Source organism: Streptomyces sp. NPDC051041 (assembly GCF_044456065.1).
GTDB lineage: Bacteria > Actinomycetota > Actinomycetes > Streptomycetales > Streptomycetaceae > Streptomyces > Streptomyces glaucus.
The window spans coordinates 322,730-341,407 of sequence record NZ_JBITFM010000005.1; the positions used below are offsets into that span (position 1 = coordinate 322,730).

17 protein-coding genes are annotated in these 18,678 nt (G+C 74.4%); 11 read left to right on the forward strand and 6 right to left on the reverse strand.

Annotated elements, in window-relative coordinates:
• Positions 1–140 precede the first annotated feature (140 nt).
• Positions 141–1,316 carry a 4-hydroxybenzoate 3-monooxygenase gene (locus ACIBAI_RS12105; RefSeq protein ID WP_399033342.1) on the forward strand — a complete coding sequence of 392 codons (1,176 nt, stop codon included), beginning with the start codon at positions 141–143 and terminating at the stop codon, positions 1,314–1,316.
• Positions 1,317–1,545: 229 nt separating this feature from the next.
• Positions 1,546–2,457, forward strand: coding sequence for a Bax inhibitor-1/YccA family protein (locus ACIBAI_RS12110; protein WP_399033344.1), 912 nt, complete (start codon positions 1,546–1,548; stop codon positions 2,455–2,457).
• Positions 2,458–2,523: 66 nt separating this feature from the next.
• On the opposite strand, the gene ACIBAI_RS12115 is transcribed toward ACIBAI_RS12110, so the two are convergent.
• Complete coding sequence (locus ACIBAI_RS12115; protein WP_344605358.1) at positions 2,524–2,751, reverse strand: DUF4287 domain-containing protein; 228 nt, start codon at positions 2,749–2,751, stop codon at positions 2,524–2,526.
• Positions 2,752–2,853: 102 nt separating this feature from the next.
• On the opposite strand from ACIBAI_RS12115, the gene ACIBAI_RS12120 reads away from it, so the two are divergent.
• The gene (locus tag ACIBAI_RS12120) at positions 2,854–3,165 is read left to right on the forward strand and encodes a hypothetical protein (RefSeq protein WP_399033346.1); all 312 of its coding nucleotides are present in this window, start codon (positions 2,854–2,856) and stop codon (positions 3,163–3,165) included.
• A gap of 122 nt (positions 3,166–3,287) precedes the next feature.
• Here the strand turns inward: ACIBAI_RS12120 and ACIBAI_RS12125 are convergent, their stop codons facing one another.
• The 3 genes from ACIBAI_RS12125 to ACIBAI_RS12135 form a co-directional block, all read right to left on the reverse strand.
• Complete coding sequence (locus ACIBAI_RS12125) at positions 3,288–4,097, reverse strand: hypothetical protein (protein WP_399033348.1); 810 nt, start codon at positions 4,095–4,097, stop codon at positions 3,288–3,290.
• A 275-nt stretch (positions 4,098–4,372) separates the two neighbouring features.
• Positions 4,373–5,593, reverse strand: coding sequence for an acetyl-CoA C-acetyltransferase (locus ACIBAI_RS12130; protein WP_399033350.1), 1,221 nt, complete (start codon positions 5,591–5,593; stop codon positions 4,373–4,375).
• A 155-nt stretch (positions 5,594–5,748) separates the two neighbouring features.
• Positions 5,749–6,771, reverse strand: coding sequence for an SGNH/GDSL hydrolase family protein (locus tag ACIBAI_RS12135; RefSeq protein WP_399033352.1), 1,023 nt, complete (start codon positions 6,769–6,771; stop codon positions 5,749–5,751).
• A 159-nt stretch (positions 6,772–6,930) separates the two neighbouring features.
• Here ACIBAI_RS12135 and ACIBAI_RS12140 point away from each other — a divergent pair, with 159 nt between their 5' ends.
• The gene (locus tag ACIBAI_RS12140; protein ID WP_399033354.1) at positions 6,931–8,319 is read left to right on the forward strand and encodes a cystathionine beta-synthase; all 1,389 of its coding nucleotides are present in this window, start codon (positions 6,931–6,933) and stop codon (positions 8,317–8,319) included.
• 479 nt (positions 8,320–8,798) lie between these two features.
• Here ACIBAI_RS12140 and ACIBAI_RS12145 read toward each other — a convergent pair whose 3' ends face one another.
• Positions 8,799–9,653 (reverse strand): helix-turn-helix transcriptional regulator, encoded by an 855-nt coding sequence (locus ACIBAI_RS12145; protein WP_399033356.1) that lies wholly within the window; start codon positions 9,651–9,653, stop codon positions 8,799–8,801.
• A gap of 147 nt (positions 9,654–9,800) precedes the next feature.
• Between ACIBAI_RS12145 and ACIBAI_RS12150 the strand changes: the two genes are divergently transcribed.
• Entirely contained in the window at positions 9,801–10,562 is a 762-nt protein-coding gene (locus tag ACIBAI_RS12150) for an SDR family oxidoreductase (protein WP_399033358.1), read from the forward strand.
• A 7-nt stretch (positions 10,563–10,569) separates the two neighbouring features.
• On the opposite strand, the gene ACIBAI_RS12155 is transcribed toward ACIBAI_RS12150, so the two are convergent.
• Positions 10,570–11,004 carry a hypothetical protein gene (locus ACIBAI_RS12155; RefSeq protein ID WP_399033466.1) on the reverse strand — a complete coding sequence of 145 codons (435 nt, stop codon included), beginning with the start codon at positions 11,002–11,004 and terminating at the stop codon, positions 10,570–10,572.
• 211 nt (positions 11,005–11,215) lie between these two features.
• Here ACIBAI_RS12155 and ACIBAI_RS12160 point away from each other — a divergent pair, with 211 nt between their 5' ends.
• The 6 genes from ACIBAI_RS12160 to hutI all read left to right on the forward strand — a co-directional run bounded on the left by ACIBAI_RS12160 (position 11,216) and on the right by hutI (position 18,634).
• The gene (locus ACIBAI_RS12160) at positions 11,216–12,064 is read left to right on the forward strand and encodes a MurR/RpiR family transcriptional regulator (protein WP_399033360.1); all 849 of its coding nucleotides are present in this window, start codon (positions 11,216–11,218) and stop codon (positions 12,062–12,064) included.
• Between the two features lie 139 nt (positions 12,065–12,203).
• Positions 12,204–12,785, forward strand: coding sequence for a hypothetical protein (locus ACIBAI_RS12165; protein ID WP_399033362.1), 582 nt, complete (start codon positions 12,204–12,206; stop codon positions 12,783–12,785).
• Positions 12,786–13,075: 290 nt separating this feature from the next.
• The gene (hutU, locus tag ACIBAI_RS12170) at positions 13,076–14,794 is read left to right on the forward strand and encodes a urocanate hydratase (RefSeq protein ID WP_399033364.1); all 1,719 of its coding nucleotides are present in this window, start codon (positions 13,076–13,078) and stop codon (positions 14,792–14,794) included.
• Complete coding sequence (locus ACIBAI_RS12175) at positions 14,791–16,014, forward strand: allantoate amidohydrolase (protein WP_399033366.1); 1,224 nt, start codon at positions 14,791–14,793, stop codon at positions 16,012–16,014. The genes hutU and ACIBAI_RS12175 overlap by 4 nt, the downstream gene beginning before the upstream one ends.
• Positions 16,011–17,348 (forward strand): formimidoylglutamate deiminase, encoded by a 1,338-nt coding sequence (locus tag ACIBAI_RS12180; protein ID WP_399033368.1) that lies wholly within the window; start codon positions 16,011–16,013, stop codon positions 17,346–17,348. Before ACIBAI_RS12175 ends, ACIBAI_RS12180 begins: the two co-directional genes overlap by 4 nt.
• Positions 17,345–18,634, forward strand: a complete 1,290-nt coding sequence (gene hutI, locus ACIBAI_RS12185) for an imidazolonepropionase (protein WP_399033370.1) — start codon at positions 17,345–17,347, stop codon at positions 18,632–18,634. The genes ACIBAI_RS12180 and hutI overlap by 4 nt, the downstream gene beginning before the upstream one ends.
• The last annotated feature ends 44 nt before the right edge of the window (positions 18,635–18,678 follow it).

Sequence of the window (18,678 nt, forward strand, 5' to 3'; positions counted from 1 at the left end):
TTCCTCACTCACCCGTTGACAGCGGACGCGCGCGGTCGGAAACTCACGTCAGCAATCGGTGAACAAAATTTCACTACACGAACAGCGTGTGTGGTGGACACCGAGACCACGGCAACGACGCCCATCGAAGGGAACGACCGATGCGCACCACCGTCGGCATCATCGGAGCCGGCCCCGCCGGCCTCCTCCTCGCCCGGCTCCTCCACGGCGCCGGTATCGACTCGGTCGTCCTGGAGAGCCGCGACCGCGCCTACGTCGAGCGGCGGCAGCGCGCCGGGATCCTGGAACAGGGCACCGTGGACGTGCTCCGCGCGGCCGGCGCCGGGGAGCGCATGGACCGCGAGGGACTGCGCCACGACGGCATCGAACTCCGCTTCGACAGGAAACGCCACCGGGTGGACTTCCCCGCCCTCACCGGCGGCAGGTCCGTGATGGTCTACGCCCAGACCGAGGTCTGCAAGGACCTCATCGCCCTCCAGCTCGAGGAGGGCGGCCCGCTGCTGTTCGAGGCCGAGGCGCTGGCCGTCGAGGGCGCCGACACCGACCGCCCGCGCGTCCGCTTCCGGCACGAGGGCGCCGAGGACGTCCTGGAGTGCGACTACGTCGTCGGCTGCGACGGCTTCTGGGGGGTCGCGCGGAAGGCGATCCCCGCGGAAGCGACCCGGGTGTTCGAGCGGACGTACCCCTTCGGCTGGCTCGGCGTCCTCGCCGACGTGCCGCCCTCGCACGACGAGCTGGTCTACGCCCGCCACGACCGCGGCTTCGCCCTGCTGTCCATGCGCTCCCCGTCCGTCTCCCGCCTCTACCTCCAGGTGCCCGAGGGCACGGACGCCGAGGCGTGGGGCGACGAGGAGATCTGGGCCGAGCTGGAGCGCCGCTTCGAGACGGCCGACGGCTGGACGCTGGAGCGCGGCCCCATCACCCAGAAGTCGGTCACGCCGATGCGCTCCTTCGTCCACGAGCCCATGCGGTACGGCCGGCTCTTCCTCGCCGGGGACGCGGCGCACATCGTGCCGCCGACCGGCGCGAAGGGGCTCAACCTGGCCGTCGGCGACGTCGTCACCTTCGCGCGGGCCCTGGCGCACGAGCGGCGGACCGGCTCCGCCGACCTCCTCGACGCCTACTCCGCCACCTGCCTCGGCCGGGTCTGGCAGGCCGAGCGGTTCTCCTACGACATGACGACGCTGCTGCACCGCGCACCCGACGCCACCCCGTTCGAGGACCGCCTCCAGCTCGCCCGCCTGGAGCGGATCGCCGCCTCCCGCGCCGCCGAGACCGACCTGGCCGAGGCGTACACCGGCTTCCCGTTCGGGTGAGGCGGCGGCCGGGGCCGGGCGGGGCCGCGTCAGCGGGTGATCTCCGCCAGGTTCCGGGCAGGTCGCAGGTTGGTCATGAACGGGTTCCCGCGGTGGTGGGAATCACGGAGCCGCGTAGCGTGTTGCGCAGCACAACGAGGGAAAGATCCTCCCCAAGCATTAGGGTCAATCCTTTGCCTTTCCATTACTCTTGAGCCAAGGCTACGCAGTGTGGCCATGGAGGAGTGAAATGAGGAGCAGAAACCCGGTCTTCTCGCGACGGGGGTTCAGCCGCGACAACGGCTACGCGGGCTTCAACGCCGCGCCGCAGGCCGGGGGACCCGCCGTCGCCACGCAGGGCAACCCGTACGCGCAGGGCAACCCGTACGCCCAGCCGGCCGGCAACCCCTACGCGCAGAACCCGTACGCCCAGCAGGACCTGCAGTACGGAGCGCCGCCGCAGGCACCGGTCACCACCGGCCGGATGACGATCGACGACGTCGTCATGCGCACGGCCACCACTCTGGGCGTGCTCATCCTCACGGCCGCGCTCTCCTGGGCCCTCCTGCCGGTCGACCAGGCCAACATCGGCCGCAGCTACGGCATCGGCATCGGCGCCGCGCTGATCGGCATGGTCCTGGCGCTCGTGCAGTCCTTCAAGCGCAAGGCCTCGCCGGCGCTGATCCTGACGTACGCGGCGTTCGAGGGCGTCTTCCTCGGCGTCGTCTCCAGCATCGTCGACACCCACGTCGCCGACGGCGCGGCCATGCAGGCCGTGCTCGGCACGATGGCGGTCTTCGCCGGTGTGCTGGTGGCCTACAAGGCCGGCTGGATCCGCGTCAACCGCCGCTTCTACGGCTTCGTGATGGCGGCCGCCCTCGGCTTCATCCTGCTGATGGCCGTGAACCTGCTGTTCGCGGTGTTCGGCGGCGGTGACGGCCTCGGCTTCCGCAGCGGCGCGCTCGGTGTCGTCTTCGGCATCATCGGCATCATCCTCGGCGCCTGCTTCCTCGCCCTGGACTTCAAGCAGGTCGAGGACGGGGTCGCCTACGGCGCCCCGCGCGAGGAGGCCTGGCTCGCGGCCTTCGGCCTGACCCTGACGCTGGTGTGGATCTACCTCGAGTTCCTGCGGCTCATCTCGATCCTCAACAGCAACGACTAGCGCGAGCAGTCCGCGCGAAAGGGCCCCGGGGCATCCCGGGGCCCTTCGTCGTCCCCGGGCGGCGCGCTAGAGCAGTTTGCGCGCGGCCCTCCTCAGGTCGTACTCGTGGATGATCGCTTTCGCGTGGCCGTACGCGAGGTCGTGCTCGTGGCGGAGCCAGCTGACCTTCTCCTCGAAGCGGAGGGCGGGGCCTTCCTCGACGGTCCGCAGCCAGTCGGAGATCTCACGACCGGTGCAGTGGGGGATGCGGGCGAGCAGGTTGCGGTGGGTCTCCTCGGAGAAGACTTGGGACATCGGCGCCTCCGGACGTATGGGATGTAAGCCGGTCCTTCAGGTCACCGTGCCCGAGCGTTCGCCCGTTGGCAACAGTGCGGGCACGGCGCGTACGCTCGCGGCGTGGTTGATACGACGCCTCTGAACCGTGCGGTGGATCACTTCGCCGATCGTCTGCGGGCCGCGCCGCAGAGCCGGTTGCAGCGGGGAGCCGCCGCCGAGGCCCTCGAGGCGGCCAGGGAGCTGGCCCGGTGGGCGCAGGTCCTGGAGTCCCCCGGGACGGAGCCGCGCCGGATGCCGGATGCGGGGATGTTCGCGGCCGCGGACCAGATCACCGTCGCGGGGCGGGACCTGGCCCTTGTGCTGCGGAGCGAGGACGAGGTGGAGAAGGCCGTGCGGCTGGTGGTGGAGGCGCAGAGGCGAGCGGGGGTGTAGGCGGGGACGCGGGCGGACGCCGGCAGGGTCTTTCACCGGGAGGCGGGTCCTCGGCGGAGGCGGGCCGCCACCGGATGCCGGCTCTCACCGCAGGCGGGGCCCCCGCTGGAACGCGATGCCGCTCACAGGGACGCTATGACCCGGTCGGCCAGGATGTAGACCGTCTCCTCGCCGCAGGCGAAGGTCAGGGTGTACGCGCCCGAGAGGCCGGAGCCGCCGAGGAGGACCGGGGTCTCGCCGGCGCGCAGGGCGGCCGCCAGGCGTTCCGCCGTCTCCCGGTGGCCCGGGGTCAGGCACAGGGTCGTGCCGTCCGCGAAGACGTAGACGTCGAGGGTGCCGAGGGGGCCCGGGCGGACGTCGGTCAGCCCGACCCGGGAGGCGGCCAGCTCCTCCAGGGCGGCGACCGTGCGCTCGTGATCCTTCACCGCGGACGACGGGTTCGGCACGAAGTCGGGGTGCGAGGGGTGGCGGCGGCGGGCCGCGGCCAGTTCGGGGGAGTCCAGGGGGGCGCCTTCCTGGACGAAGTCCCTGGAAGGGAGCTCGTCGGCGTCCGCGCCCGGCTCGGAGACCGGCTCCAGGCCGGTGAAGTCGGCCTGCCGGGGCAGGAACAGGTCGGTCTCGGCCAGACCGAGCAGGGGCGGCGCGTCGGACGCCTCGCGGGCCTCCTGCGCGGCCCAGAAGGCCCGTGCCTCGGCGAGTTCCCGCTCCCGTTCCTCGGCGAGCGCCTCGGCCACGGCGGTGCGTATCTCGTCGGTGTCCGCGGCGGTGCGGGCGCAGGGCACGCGGCCGTGCGCGGCGGTGCGGCTCTCGGCCAGCTCGGCGCTCAGGGCCGCGATCTGTCGGCGCAGGACCACGAGGGTGCGCAGGACGGCGACGCCCACGGCGCCGGTGGCGGCCGTGATGACCAGCAGGGCGATCGGCAAGGCGTTCACTGACGTACTCTCCCGGTTCGAAGTCGACCCCCGACTTCCTACATCAGCTTGAAGGGCAAACTAACCTGCTGTCAGTGCGTAATGTCACGAAACGGACAGGAGTTGTGGCTCGGGGGATGCTGGTGTACGGCTGTGACCTGCGGTGATCCCGTCGCCGAGGGAGATAGGTCACATCCTGGGGGAGATTGGATCACAAAACGGCCCGGAATCCCGGTGTTTCCGGGGTTCCGGGCCCAGGGGTGACGCTGGGTTCAGCTCCCGTCACCGGGAGGGGGTCAGCTGAGGCGCTCGATGACCATGGCCATGCCCTGGCCGCCGCCGACGCACATGGTCTCCAGGCCGAACTGCTTGTCGTGCCACTGGAGGGAGTTGATCAGCGTGGTGGTGATGCGGGCGCCGGTCATGCCGAAGGGGTGGCCGACGGCGATGGCGCCGCCGTTGACGTTCAGCTTCTCCAGCGGGATGCCCAGGTCGCGGTAGGAGGGGATGACCTGCGCGGCGAACGCCTCGTTGATCTCGACCAGGTCGATGTCGTCGATGGTCAGCCCGGCCCGCCGCAGGGCCTGCCGGGAGGCCTCGACCGGACCCAGGCCCATGATCTCGGGGGACAGGCCGGAGACGCCGGTGGAGACGATCCGGGCGAGCGGGGTGATGCCCAGCTCGCGGGCCTTGGTGTCGCTCATGATGACGAGGGCCGCGGCACCGTCGTTGAGGGGGCAGCAGTTGCCCGCGGTGACCAGGCCGTCGGGGCGGAAGACCGGCTTCAGGCCGGCGACGCCCTCCAGGGTGACGCCGGGGCGGGGGCCGTCGTCCTTGGCGACGACCGTGCCGTCGGGCAGCGTGACGGGGGTGATCTCGCGCTCCCAGAAGCCGCTCTTGATCGCCTCCTCGGCCAGGTTCTGCGAGCGGACGCCGAACTCGTCCATCTCCCGGCGCGTGACGCCCTTGAGGCGGGCGAGGTTCTCGGCGGTCTGGCCCATCGCGATGTACGGGTCGGGCAGCAGGCCGTCCTCGCGCGGGTCGTGCCAGGTGGCGCCCTCCTGCTGGGCGACGGCGGCGGTGCGCGCCTCGGCCTCGGCGAAGAGCGGGTTGTGCGTGTCGGGCAGGCTGTCGGAGTTGCCCTTCACGTACCGGGAGACCATCTCGACGCCGGCCGAGACGAAGACGTCGCCCTCGCCGGCCTTGATGGCGTGCAGCGCCATGCGGGAGGTCTGCAGGGACGACGAGCAGTACCGGGTGACGGTGCAGCCCGGCAGGTGGTCCATGCCCATCTGCACGGCCACCACGCGGCCGAGGTTGTGGCCCTGCTCGCCGCCGGGCAGGCCGCAGCCGAGCATCAGGTCGTCGATGTCCCGCGGGTCCAGCTGCGGGACCTTGGCGAGGGCCGCCTGGATGATCGTGGCGGTGAGGTCGTCCGGGCGGAGGTCCTTCAGGGAGCCCTTGTTGGCGCGGCCGATGGGTGAGCGGGCGGCAGAGACGATCACGGCTTCGGGCATCACGGCTCCATGGCGGTACGAGGGGGCGGGCAGGGATGACTGGGAAGTTACCCGTACGTACGGCCCGGGTCACGGGCGGTGCGGTGTGACCCTGGCCGCAATTTTCTAAGCGCTTGCTTTTTTCCGTCCGCCTTCAAGGGTACGACCGCCCGCGGCTACGAGGGCTGGGCCGTGGGCTCCGGTTCCGTCTCCGGGACCCGGCGCCGCCGGCGCCGCTTGAGCAGCGCCCACGGCCCCCGCGGTCCGGCCGGCAGGGCCGCGGCGACCTCGGTGCCGGCCTCCGACGCCGCCGCGGCCGCGGCCCGCGCCACCGGCAGGAACCCCTCGCGGCGGGCGGCGTCCGGACGCTCCTCCTCCGCCGGCCACAGGCCGAGCGCCGCGCAGACCGTCGGCAGCACCGCCATCGCGGCCGTCGCGTAGCCCTCCGCCGAGGGGTGGTAGTTGTCGGGGCCGAACAGCTCGCGCGGGTTCGCCGCGAACTCCGGGCCCAGCAGGTCGCCCAGCGACACCGTACGGCCGCCCTGCTCGACGACGCCGATCGTCTGGGCCGCCGCCAGCTGCCGCGAGGCGCGGCGGGCCAGCCAGCGCAGCGGCTGCCACACCGGCTCGATGGTGCCCAGGTCCGGGCAGGTGCCGACCACGACCTCCGCGCCGGCCGTGCGCAGCCGCCGCACCGCCGCCGACAGGTGGCGGACCGAGCGGGTCGGGGGCATCCGGTGGGTGACGTCGTTCGCGCCGATCATGATCACGCAGATGTCGGGGACCCGGGACTGGTCCGCGAGCGCCAGCGCCACCTGCCGGTCCAGGTCGTCCGACCGGGCCCCGGGCAGCGCGACCGAGCGCAGCTCCACCGGGCGCTCCGCCAGCGCGGCCAGGCCCGAGGCGAGCAGCGCGCCCGGCGTCTGCCCGGCCCGGTGCACGCCCTGGCCCGCGGCCGTGGAGTCGCCCAGCATCATCAGCCGCAGGGGCTGCCCACCGGCCTGCGGCGTACCGCCGTACAGGCCCTGCGCGTCCGGCACGCGCCCGGACGGGCCGTTGCCCACCCGGCGCCGGGCCAGCCGCACCTCGGCCAGCAGCAGACCGACCGCGGCCGCGCCGGCCAGGCCGATCCCGCCGCCGCCGTACGCCGCGCCCGCAGCGATCCGCCGGGCCACCCGCGCCCTCGACATGCTCGTCATGCGCCGCCGTCACCTCCTCGAAGCCGTACACCCACTGCTTGCCCCGTACGGACCGTCGTCCAATCTCCACAGGGCGTGAACGGCCGTCACGGGCGGGCGGCAGGCCCTAGGCTGGCGGAACCATCACGACCACACCTTTTGCAGCATCCGGAGACAACGGTGCAATTCCACGACTCGATGATCAGCCTCGTCGGCAACACCCCGCTGGTGAGGCTCAACAGCGTGACCAAGGGCATCAGGGCGACCGTCCTGGCCAAGGTGGAGTACTTCAACCCCGGCGGCTCCGTGAAGGACCGCATCGCCCTGCGCATGATCGAGGCGGCCGAGCGGAGCGGCGAACTGAAGCCGGGCGGCACCATCGTGGAGCCGACCAGCGGCAACACCGGGGTCGGGCTCGCGATCGTGGCGCAGCAGAAGGGGTACAGGTGCATCTTCGTGTGCCCCGACAAGGTGTCGACGGACAAGATCAACGTGCTGCGGGCCTACGGGGCCGAGGTGGTCGTGTGCCCCACCGCCGTCGCTCCCGAGCACCCCGACTCGTACTACAACGTCTCCGACCGCCTGGTGCGCGAGACGCCGGGCGCCTGGAAGCCGGACCAGTACTCCAACCCCAACAACCCGCTCTCCCACTACCACTCGACCGGGCCCGAGCTGTGGGAGCAGACCGAGGGGCGGATCACCCACTTCGTGGCGGGCGTGGGCACCGGCGGGACCATCTCCGGCACCGGCCGCTACCTCAAGGAGGTCAGCGACGGGCGGGTCAAGGTCGTCGGCGCCGACCCCGAGGGCTCGGTGTACTCCGGCGGATCCGGGCGGCCGTACCTCGTCGAGGGCGTCGGCGAGGACTTCTGGCCGACGGCGTACGACCGCGGCATCGCCGACGAGATCGTCGCCGTGTCCGACAAGGACTCCTTCCAGATGACCCGCCGGCTCGCCCGGGAGGAGGGCCTGCTGGTGGGCGGCTCCTGCGGCATGGCCGTGGTCGCCGCGCTGCGGGTGGCCGAGCGGCTCGGGCCCGACGACGTGGTGGTCGTCCTGCTGCCCGACGGCGGGCGCGGCTACCTCAGCAAGATCTTCAACGACGAGTGGATGGCCGACTACGGCTTCCTGGCGGACGAGGGCCCGAGCGCCCGCGTCGGCGACGTGCTGAACGACAAGGAGGGCGGCGCCATCCCCTCCCTGGTCCACATGCACCCCGACGAGACGGTTGGCCAGGCCATCGAGGTGCTGCGCGAGTACGGCGTCTCGCAGATGCCGATCGTCAAGCCCGGCGCCGGCCACCCGGACGTGATGGCCGCCGAGGTCGTCGGCTCGGTCGTGGAGCGGGAACTGCTGGACGCCCTGTTCGCCAAGCGGGCCTCGCTGGACGACCCGCTGGAGAAGCACATGTCGGCGCCGCTGCCGCAGGTCGGCTCCGGCGAACCGGTCGCGGACCTGATGTCCGTGCTGGGGACGGCGGACGCGGCGATCGTCCTCGTCGAGGGCAAGCCGACCGGGGTGGTCAGCCGGCAGGACCTGCTGGCGTTCCTGGCCAGGGGCGGCAGGTAGCGCCCGCTCCCCGGCCGGTCCGCAGAGCCCGGCCGGTCCGCAGAGCCCGGCCGGGCCGGGGAGCAGGAGCCGTCCCCGCGCGGCGGGACGCCGGGCAGACATCCGGTGAACGCGCGGTGGCGGCGCCGAACTTGCGGTGATCAACGACCTTCGCGGACTTCGCGGAAGTGGTACGCGCGTGTCACGTCCGCGCAGCACCCGCTTAACACGGGTCCGGCACATTGGTGGGTGTCGGCAGGGCGGGAGCGGCTCCCCGCCCCGGCCGGCGCAGATCGGCGTCACAGGACCTCCGGAGCGGCTCCCGGACCTCCACGGACGCCACGGACGCGCAAGCCCGGCCCTGACCCGGCCCGCGTCCCTCGCGGGGACCGCCGTCGTCCCGCCCCCCGGCAACGGGGGTGCGGCGGTCCCCGCGCACATCTCCCCGCGCCCGAACCGGCGCCGCTCCGGCGGACCCGGCCGCTCGCCGCCGGGGTCGCTCACCCGACGGTCGCCGTCGCGGGCGTCTTCCAGCCGGCCAGCAGCCGCAGGCGTTCCGCCGTCTCCGAGCCCGGCTCCGGGAGGTAGACCACGAGGGTGTGCTCCGGTTCCGCCGGGACCGTCAGGGTCTCGAAGGGGAGGGTCAGCGGGCCCGCCACCGGGTGCGCGATGCGTTTCACGCCGTACCTGCAGACCTTGACCTCGTGGTCGGCCCACAGGCGGCAAAAGTCCTCGCTCCTGGTGGAGAGTTCGCCGACCAGGGCGCGCAGTTCCCCGTCCTCGGGGTGGTGGCCGGCGTTCAGGCGCAGCTGGGCGACGGTCTGGGCGGCCACGGCATGCCACTGCGGGTAGAGGGCGCGGGCCCGGGGGTCGAGGAAGACATGGCGCGGGACGCTGCGGTCGGCGGGGGCCAGGCGGCTGTAGCCGCTCACCGCGTCGGCGAGGGCGTTCCACGCGAGGACGTCCATGCGGGGGCCCAGGACGAACGCGGGGGTGCGGTCCATGCCGTCCAGCAGCCGCTGTATGCCGGGGCGGACCCGGGCGGCGGGCGGGCGGCGCCCGGGGCGCCTGCGGGGGCGGGCCACCGTACGCAGGTAGGCGTGCTCGGTCTCGTCCAGGCGCAGGACCCGCGCGATCGAGTCCAGGACGGCGTCCGACACGCTCGGGCCGCGGCCCTGCTCCAGCCGGATGTAGTAGTCGACGCTCACCCCCGCGAGCTGCGCCACCTCCTCGCGGCGCAGGCCCGGGACGCGGCGCCGCCCGTACGAGGTCAGGCCCACCTCCTCCGGGCGGATGCGCGCGCGGCGCGAGCGCAGGAAGTCCCCTATCCCGTCCTCGGTCCGGTCCCCGTGCATGGATCGATGGTAGGCGGGCGGCGGCCGCCGGAACCTGGTACCGGCAGACCCAGGAAAAGCGTCTCCCTGGGTGGCGCCCGCGCCGGCGCCCAGGGTGGTCGGTGCCGCCGGGCGGGCCGGCGGCACCGACCACCGAGGGAGTGCCCGATGTCGTACGAGAACCTGGCCGGCCGTACCGCCGTCGTCACCGGAGCCGCCAGCGGAATCGGCGAGGCCGTCGCCGTGCTGCTGGCCCGGCAGGGGGCGCGGGTGGCGCTGCTGGCCCGGCGCGGGGAGCGGCTGGAGAGGCTCGCCGGGAAGATCCGGGCCGACGGCGGGCAGGCGCTCGCCGCGGTCACGGACGTCACCGACGACGCGTCCGTGGCGGCGGCCGCCGCGCGGGTCCACGAGGCGTACGGACCCGCCGACCTGGTCGTCAACGCGGCGGGCGTCATGCTGCCGAACCCCGTCGAGCGCGGCCGGCTCGACGAGTGGCAGCGGATGCTCGACACCAACGTGACCGGGGCGCTGCGGGTCCTGCGGGCCTTCACCGCCGACCTGGTGGCGGCCGCCGGCGACGGGCGCGCCGCGGACCTGGTGAACATCTCGTCCGTCGGCGCGCACGTCACGTTCGCCAACTACGCGGTGTACGGGGCGACCAAGGCCGCGCTCACCCACCTCTCCCAGTGCCTGCGCAGCGAGTTCGGGCCGCGGGACGTGCGGGTCACCAACGTCGAGCCGGGGCTGACCGAGACCGAGCTGCGGTCGCACATCGACGACCCGGAGCTGTCCGGGCAGCTGGACGGGATGTTCCGGGAGGTGGGCCCGCTGGCGGCGGAGGAGGTCGCCGACCTGGTGGCCTACGCGGCGAGCCGGCCGCGGCGGGTGAACCTGCGGCAGGTGGTCGTGCTGCCCACCCGGCAGGTGTAGCGGGCCGTCACCGCCGTCGGTCCTCCCCGGCGTCGCCCCGGGAGGACCGACGGCGGCGCCCGAACAGGCCCGGATCGGCGCGGGCGGCCTGGACGACGTTGACGCCGACGATGCCCGCCCACGCGGTGAGGAGCCCCGGGAGGTGGGCGACGCCGCCGCCGATCGCGGACAGCGGGATCGCGAGCACCAGGGAGACGATGCCGAACCCGAAGCGCTCGCCCCAGGAGTCCGCGGGCCCCGGCGACCGGGAGTCCCGGGCCGCCGCCGTCCGCTGCTCGGCGAGCTGCCGGCGCACCCGGCGCTCGACGGCGTCGTCGATGCGCTGGTCGACCTTCTCCAGGAACGAGTCGACCAGCGCGGACTCGTACTCCTCGCCCAGTTCCCCGCGGACCCGCAGGGTGGCGTCGAGTTCCTTCTTCAGGTCGGTGTCCCGCGCGTCCATTCCGGTCATGCGGTCCACGGTAGGGAGCCGGTGCGCTCCCGGCACTGGGGACAGCCCCCCTGTCGGGCCTCGGGCGGGCCGGACGGCGTCCGGGGCGGGCCGGGCGGTGAACCGGGGCGGGCCGGCGGCCCGGATTCGCCGCGGGCAGGCCCCGGCTGTATAACGACATGCAGGATTCGGGGCATGTGAAGAGGCCGAGGGGGAGCACGTCATGGGCGTGACCGACAGCCCTGCCGCGCGGCTGCAGGCGCTCTTCGAGGGGCACCGGCTGACGCCGACCCAGCGCCGCATCGCGCACAGCATGGTGCGGCGGGCCGCCGACGTGCCGTTCCTGTCCAGCGTGGAGCTGGCCGAGCTGGCCGGGGTCAGCCAGCCGTCCGTGACCCGCTTCGCCGTCGCCCTCGGCTTCGACGGCTACCCCGCCCTGCGCCGCCATCTGCGCGAGGTCGTCCCGGCGGAACCGGCGGCGGACGCGGACGCGGGCGCGCACAACGCGTACCAGCAGGCCGTCGAGGCCGAGATCGAGAACCTCAGGCACCTCGCCGGGCTGCTCGCCGACCCCGCGCCCGTGCGGCGGGCCGGACGCCTGCTCGCCGCCTCGCGGCCCCTGCCCGTGCTCGGGCTGCGCGCGGCGGCCGCCCAGGCGTACGGCTTCGCGTACTTCGCCGCCAAGGTCCACCCGGACGTCCGGCTGCTGAACGAGGGCGGCACGATGGTCCACGACCGCGTCGACGGCGCCGTCCGGGCCGGGGCGACGGCCCTGCTCTGCTTCGCGCTGCCGCGCCACCCCCGCGAGGTCCTCGACGCCCTGGCCTACGCCAAGGAGGCGGGACTGACGGTGGTGACGGTCGCCGACTCCGCCTTCGCACCGGTCGCCAAGGTGTCCGACCTGCTGCTGCCCGCCGCCGTCGGCACCGGCCTCGTCTTCGACACCGCCTGCGCGCCGATGCTGCTCGGCCGGGTGCTGCTGGAGGCGATGTGCGACGACCTGCCCGACGCCCAGGCCCGCCTGGAGGAGTTCGACGCGAAGGCGGCCGCGCGGGGGCTGTTCGCGGAGTGAGGGCCGGCGGCGCGGCGCCCCCCGTTCCCCCTGCCCGCCCGGTTCTCAGACTCGTCTCACCTTGTCCCGTTAGCGTGCATGCCTTATCTCCTAAGAGACCCTTCAGACACCTCGCAGACCTTGAGACAGGAGGCTGGACGTGGCGCGCGGAGGACAGGGGCTGGCTCGGGTGGCCGTCGTCGTACGGGCGGGGGCGGCACCGCTGTGGTGGCTGGGCGTGTTCGCGGCGGGCATCGGTGTCCTGATGCCGGGGCTGACCGGGCGCCGGATCGGCGTCCTGGCCGGGGCCGCGCTGTTCGTCGTGGCGACGGCCGTGGTGGCGTGCGCGCGCCGCGGGCGGTACGCCGCCCTGACCCGCTCGGCGGCCCGGGCCGGCAAGCACGACGTGCTCCAGGACCGGGCGGTGACCACCCGCAACTGGCGCCGGGGCCACCGCTGGTGGCTGCTGCTCGCCTTCCTCGCCGCCCTCGGCAGCGCGTTCGCCGCGCCCGCCGCGGGCGGCCTGCTGCTGGCCGGCTGCGGCGCGGGCCTGTGGCTGAAGGCCGCCTGGATCGGCCGCCGCGAGCGGGCCGAGGAGGTCCTGCTGTGGGTCCGCGTCGACTGGCTCCGGTCGGGCGGCCGCCCGGCGGGCCGGACGGTCAAGGCGTACCGCAGCACGGGCATCGCGGCGGGCGACGCGGCGCCGGGCGGTTCGCGCCGGAGGACGCCGGCCCTGGTCTGACGGCGGCGGCCGCGGCGCCGCTCCGGGGGCGGGGCGCGACGGCGGGCGGTTCCGGCGCGTGGGCGCGACCGGCCGCCGCGTCCCGCCGGCCGTCGCCGCCGTCGTGGCCCCCGGCGGCCCCGCCCGCTCCCGCCACGCCGGTGTCCGCGCCCGCGCGTCCGGCCGGACGCGCGCGACGCGCCCGCGCCGGGACACGGCCGTATTGACTAGCTCTATTCACGAAGCAAGGATGTGAATAACCGCTGTGGCAGCGGCCTCGTCCGCCGGGAGCGACCGCCAGGAGGCAGACCATGTCAGGACCCCGCCCGCCCGCCTCCCCCCACCGCCCCGGAACGGAGCCCTACGGGCCGCCCCCCGGCCCCGTCCGGGCGCCGCGCGGCACCGAGCTGAGCGCCCTGGGATGGCAGCAGGAGGCCGCCCTGCGGATGCTGCGGAACAACCTCGACCCCGAGGTCGCCGAGCACCCCGAGAAGCTGGTCGTCTACGGCGGCACGGGCAAGGCGGCCCGCGACTGGCGGTCCTTCGACGCCATGGTGCGCACGCTGCGGACCCTGAAGCAGGACGAGACCATGCTCGTCCAGTCCGGCCGCCCGGTCGGCGTCATGCGGACCCACGAGTGGGCCCCGCGCGTGCTCATCGCCAACTCCCACCTCGTCGGCGACTGGGCCACCTGGGAGGAGTTCCGCCGCCTGGAGGCCCTCGGCCTGACCATGTACGGGCAGATGACCGCCGGCTCCTGGATCTACATCGGCACCCAGGGCATCCTCCAGGGCACCTACGAGACGTTCGCCGCCGTCGCCGCGAAGAGGTTCGGCGGCTCGCTCGCCGGGACGATCACCCTCACCGCCGGCCTGGGCGGCATGGGCGGCGCCCAGCCGCTCGCCGTGACGATGAACGACGGCGTGGCGATCTGCGTCGACTGCGACCCGCGCGCCATCGAGCGCCGCATCGAGCACCGCTACCTGGACGTCCGGGCCGACTCCCCCGACCACGCGCTGCGGCTGGCCGTGGAGGCCCGCGACGCCCGCCGGCCGCTGTCGATCGGCGTCCTCGGCAACGCCGCCGAACTGGTCCCGCGGCTGCTCGCCATGGGCGCCCCCGTCGACATCGTCACCGACCAGACCTCGGCCCACGACCCGCTGAGCTATCTCCCGCTCGGCATCGCCTTCGAGGACATGGCCGAGGCCGCCGCCGAGGACCCGGCCGGCTTCACCACCCGCGCCCGCGAGTCCATGGCCCGGCACGTCGAGGCCATGGTCGGCTTCCTGGACGCCGGCGCCGAGGTCTTCGACTACGGCAACTCCCTGCGCGGCGAGGCACGACTGGCCGGATACGACCGGGCGTTCGCCTTCCCCGGCTTCGTCCCCGCCTACATCCGGCCCCTGTTCTGCGAGGGCAAGGGCCCCTTCCGCTGGGCCGCCCTGTCCGGCGACCCCGCCGACATCGCGAAGACGGACCGGGCCGTCCTGGAGCTGTTCCCCGAGAACGAGTCCCTGGCCCGCTGGATCCGCCTGGCCGGGGAGCGGGTCCGCTTCCAGGGCCTGCCCGCCCGGATCTGCTGGCTCGGCTACGGCGAACGCGACCGGGCCGGCGAGCGGTTCAACGACATGGTGGCGAGCGGCGAGCTGGCCGCGCCCGTCGTCATCGGCCGCGACCACCTCGACTGCGGCTCCGTGGCCTCCCCGTACCGCGAGACCGAGGCCATGCTCGACGGCTCCGACGCGATCGCCGACTGGCCGCTGCTCAACGCCATGGTGAACGTGGCCTCCGGCGCCTCCTGGGTGTCGGTCCACCACGGCGGCGGCGTCGGCATGGGACGGTCGATCCACGCCGGGCAGGTCACGGTCGCCGACGGCACGCCGCTCGCCGGGGAGAAGATCCGCCGGGTGCTCACCAACGACCCGGGCATGGGCGTCATCCGGCACGTCGACGCCGGGTACGACCTCGCGGAGTCGGTGGCGGCCGAGCGGGGCGTGCGGGTGCCGATGCGCGAGGGTGACGACGCGTGACGTTCCACAGCATGTGGGCGGAGCTGCTGCCCGTCGGCCGCAGCGCCGCCTCCGGCGGGTACCGCCGGTTCGCCTGGACCGGCGCCGACGCCGAGTGCCGGGCCTGGTTCCGGGAGCAGGCCGAGGCGCGCGGGCTGGCCTACGAGACCGACCGCAACGGCAACCAGTGGGCCTGGCTCGGCGACCCCGCCGCCGGGGACGCCGTCGTCACCGGGTCGCACCTGGACTCCGTGCCGGACGGCGGCGCCTTCGACGGGCCGCTCGGCGTCGTGTCCGCCTTCGCCGCCCTGGACGAACTGCGCGCCCGGGGAGCGCGGTTCACCCGCCCGCTCGGCCTGGTCAACTTCGGCGACGAGGAGGGCGCCCGGTTCGGCCTCGCCTGCGTCGGCTCGCGGCTCACCGCCGGACGGCTCACCGCCGAGCAGGCGCACCGGCTGACCGACGCCGACGGGATCACCCTGCCGCGCGCCATGGAGGCCGCCGGACACGACCCCGGCGCCCTCGGCCCCGACCCGGAACGGCTGGCCCGCATCGGCGCCTTCGTCGAACTCCACGTCGAGCAGGGCCGGGCGCTGGACCTGTCCGGCGACCCGGTGGGCGTCGCGAGCGCCATCTGGCCGCACGGGCGGTGGCGGTTCGACTTCCGGGGCGAGGCCAACCACGCCGGCACCACCCGGCTCGCCGACCGGCGCGACCCCATGCTGCCGTACGCCCAGGCCGTGCTCGCCGCCCGCCGCCAGGCCGAACGCGCCGGTGCCGTCGCCACCTTCGGCAAGGTCGCCGTCGAACCGAACGGCGTCAACGCCGTCCCCGCCCTGGTGCGCGGCTGGCTCGACTCCCGCGCGCCGGGGCAGGACACCCTCGACACCGTGGTCGGCGGCATCGAGGAGGCGGCCCGCGAGCACGCCGCCGCGCACGGCGTCGGCCTGGACGTCGTCCGCGAGTCGTTCACCCCCCTCGTCGAGTTCGACCACGCCCTGCGCGACGAACTCGCCCGCATCCTGGGCAGGGCCGGTCGGCCCGGGCTGAGGGTCCCCGTCCTCGGCACGGGCGCCGGACACGACGCCGGGATCCTCGCCGGGAGCATCCCGACCGCCATGCTGTTCGTGCGCAACCCCACGGGGATCTCGCACTCCCCGGCCGAGTCCGCGGCCGAGGACGACTGCGTGGCCGGGGTCCTCGCACTCGCCGACGTACTGGAAGGGCTGGCCTGCCGGTGACACCGACGACCTACTGGCTGGAGCACGCCTGGCTCGGCGGGAACGTCGAACCGGGCGTGGCCGTCGACGTCCGGGACGGCCGCGTCGCCGCCGTGCGCACGGACGTCACCGCCCCGCCGCCCGGCGCCGAGGTGCTGCGCGGACTGACCCTGCCGGGCCTGGCCGACGCCCACAGCCACGCCTTCCACCGCGCCCTGCGCTCCACCGTCCAGACCGGCTCCGGCACCTTCTGGACCTGGCGCGAGGTGATGTACTCCGTCGCCCAGCGGCTCACCCCGGACACCTACCACGCGCTGGCCCGCGCGGTGTACGCCGAGATGGCCCTCGCCGGCATCACCGCCGTCGGCGAGTTCCACTACGTCCACCACGCCCCCGGCGGCACCCGCTACGCCGACCCCAACGCGATGGGCGAGGCCCTGATCGCGGCCGCCGCCGAAGCCGGCATCCGGATCACCCTCCTCGACACCTGCTACCTCTCCGCCGGCTTCGGCCGACCGCCCACCGCCCACCAGCTGCGCTTCTCCGACGGGACGGCCGAGGCCTGGGCGGAACGCTGCGCGGCCCTCGGGAACCGGGACCACGCGCGGATCGGGGCGGCGATCCACTCGGTACGGGCCGTGCCCGCCGGCCAGCTGGCGACCGTGGCGCGGTGGGCCGAGGAGCGGCAGGCCCCGCTGCACGTGCACCTGTCCGAGCAGCCCGCGGAGAACGACGCCTGCCTCGCCGCCCACGGCCGCACCCCCGCCCGGCTCCTCGCCGACCACGGCGTGCTCGGGCCGCGCACCACCGGCGTCCACCACACGCACCTCACCGACGACGACATCGCCCTGATCGGGGGCACCGGCACCGGCACCTGCATGTGCCCGACCACCGAACGCGACCTCGCCGACGGCATCGGCCCCGCCACGGCCCTCCAGCGCGCCGGCTCCCCGCTCTGCCTCGGCTCCGACAGCCACGCCGTCATCGACCTGCTGGAGGAGGCCCGCGCCCTGGAGCTGAACGAGCGCCTGCGCACCCGCAGGCGAGGCCACTGGACGGCCGCCGCCCTCCTGCGGGCGGCCTCGGCCGACGGCCACGCGGCCCTCGGCTGGGACGACGCCGGCGCCCTGGAGCCCGGCGCGCTCGCCGACTTCACCACGATCGCCCTCGACTCGGTCAGGACGGCAGGGCCGCCTCCGCGGCTCGGGGCCGAGACGGCCGTGTTCGCCGCGTCGGCAGCGGACGTGTCGCACACGGTCGTGGCGGGCCGGCCCGTCGTACGGGACGGGGTCCACCTCCTCGTACCGGACGTGCCGAAAGCCCTCGCGGACGCCGTCGCAGCCCTGCGCGGATGACCCCCGGCCGCCCGCCCGCGCGGCCCGCACCCGGACCCGACCCCACCGCCGACCAGGCCAGCAAGGACGCCATGAGCAACGCGACGACCGTCAGCCCCGCCAGCTCCGCGAGCACCGCCAGCACGCTCATCACCAACATCGCCGTCCTGGTCACCAACGACCCCTCCCCGGATGACGGAACCCCCCTCGGACTGGTCCGGGACGCGGCCGTCGTCATCGAGGGCGACCGCGTCGCGTGGACCGGTGACCGAAGCAAAGCACCCGCCACTGACAACCAGGTCGACGCGGGCGGCCGGGCGGTCCTGCCCGGCTTCGTCGACTCCCACTCCCACCTGCTCTTCGCGGGCGACCGCGCCGAGGAGTTCAACGCCCGCATGTCCGGCCGCCCCTACAGCGCGGGCGGCATCCGCACGACGGTCGCCGCCACCCGCGCCGCGACCGACGAGGAACTGGAGGCGGGTCTCACCCGCTACCTCGCCGAGGCGCTCCGCCAGGGCACCACCACCTTCGAGACCAAGTCGGGCTACGGCCTGACCGTCGCCGACGAGTCCCGCGCCCTGCGCATCGCCGCCCGCCACACCGACGAGGTCACCTACCTGGGCGCCCACGTCGTCCCCCCGGAGCACACCGGCGACCCGGACGCCTACGTCGCCCTCGTCACCGGCGAGATGCTCGACGCCTGCGCCCCCCACGCCCGCTGGATCGACGTCTTCTGCGAGCGCGGCGCCTTCGACGGCGACCAGGCCCGCGCGATCCTCACCGCCGGGAAGGCGAAGGGCCTGCATCCGCGTGTCCACGCCAACCAGCTCTCCCACGGCCCCGGCGTCCGGCTCGCCGTCGAACTCGACGCGGCCAGCGCCGACCACTGCACCCATCTCACCGACGCGGACATCGACGCCCTGGCCGGCAGCCGTACCGTCGCCACCCTGCTGCCCGGCGCCGAGTTCTCCACCCGCGCCGAGTGGCCCGACGCCCGCCGCCTCCTCGACGCGGGCGTCACCGTCGCCCTGTCCACGGACTGCAACCCGGGCTCGTCCTTCACCTCCTCCGTCCCCTTCTGCATCGCGCTCGCGGTGCGGGAGATGGGGATGACCCCGGACGAGGCGGTGTGGTCGGCCACGGCGGGCGGCGCGGCGGCCCTGCGCCGCACCGACATCGGCCGCCTCACCCCGGGCGCGTACGCCGACCTGCTCGTGCTCGACGCCCCGAGCCACGTGCACCTGGCCTACCGGCCGGGGGTGCCGCTGGTGAGCGGGGTGTGGCGGCGGGGCGTCCGGGTCTGCTGAGAACGGGCGCGGGCCCGGCCGGCGCGCCGCCGACCCGCTCGCGG

What these genes read in the sequence shown, in the direction of transcription:
- ACIBAI_RS12105 (WP_399033342.1), top strand. Translation starts at nt 141, where the DNA reads ATGCGCACCACCGTCGGCATCATCGGAGCCGGCCCCGCCGGCCTCCTC.
- ACIBAI_RS12110 (WP_399033344.1), top strand. Translation starts at nt 1,546, where the DNA reads ATGAGGAGCAGAAACCCGGTCTTCTCGCGACGGGGGTTCAGCCGCGAC.
- ACIBAI_RS12115 (WP_344605358.1), bottom strand. Translation starts at nt 2,751, where the DNA reads ATGTCCCAAGTCTTCTCCGAGGAGACCCACCGCAACCTGCTCGCCCGC.
- ACIBAI_RS12130 (WP_399033350.1), bottom strand. Translation starts at nt 5,593, where the DNA reads ATGCCCGAAGCCGTGATCGTCTCTGCCGCCCGCTCACCCATCGGCCGC.
- ACIBAI_RS12135 (WP_399033352.1), bottom strand. Translation starts at nt 6,771, where the DNA reads ATGACGAGCATGTCGAGGGCGCGGGTGGCCCGGCGGATCGCTGCGGGC.
- ACIBAI_RS12145 (WP_399033356.1), bottom strand. Translation starts at nt 9,653, where the DNA reads ATGCACGGGGACCGGACCGAGGACGGGATAGGGGACTTCCTGCGCTCG.
- ACIBAI_RS12150 (WP_399033358.1), top strand. Translation starts at nt 9,801, where the DNA reads ATGTCGTACGAGAACCTGGCCGGCCGTACCGCCGTCGTCACCGGAGCC.
- ACIBAI_RS12155 (WP_399033466.1), bottom strand. Translation starts at nt 11,004, where the DNA reads ATGGACGCGCGGGACACCGACCTGAAGAAGGAACTCGACGCCACCCTG.
- ACIBAI_RS12160 (WP_399033360.1), top strand. Translation starts at nt 11,216, where the DNA reads ATGGGCGTGACCGACAGCCCTGCCGCGCGGCTGCAGGCGCTCTTCGAG.
- hutU (WP_399033364.1), top strand. Translation starts at nt 13,076, where the DNA reads ATGTCAGGACCCCGCCCGCCCGCCTCCCCCCACCGCCCCGGAACGGAG.
- hutI (WP_399033370.1), top strand. Translation starts at nt 17,345, where the DNA reads ATGACCCCCGGCCGCCCGCCCGCGCGGCCCGCACCCGGACCCGACCCC.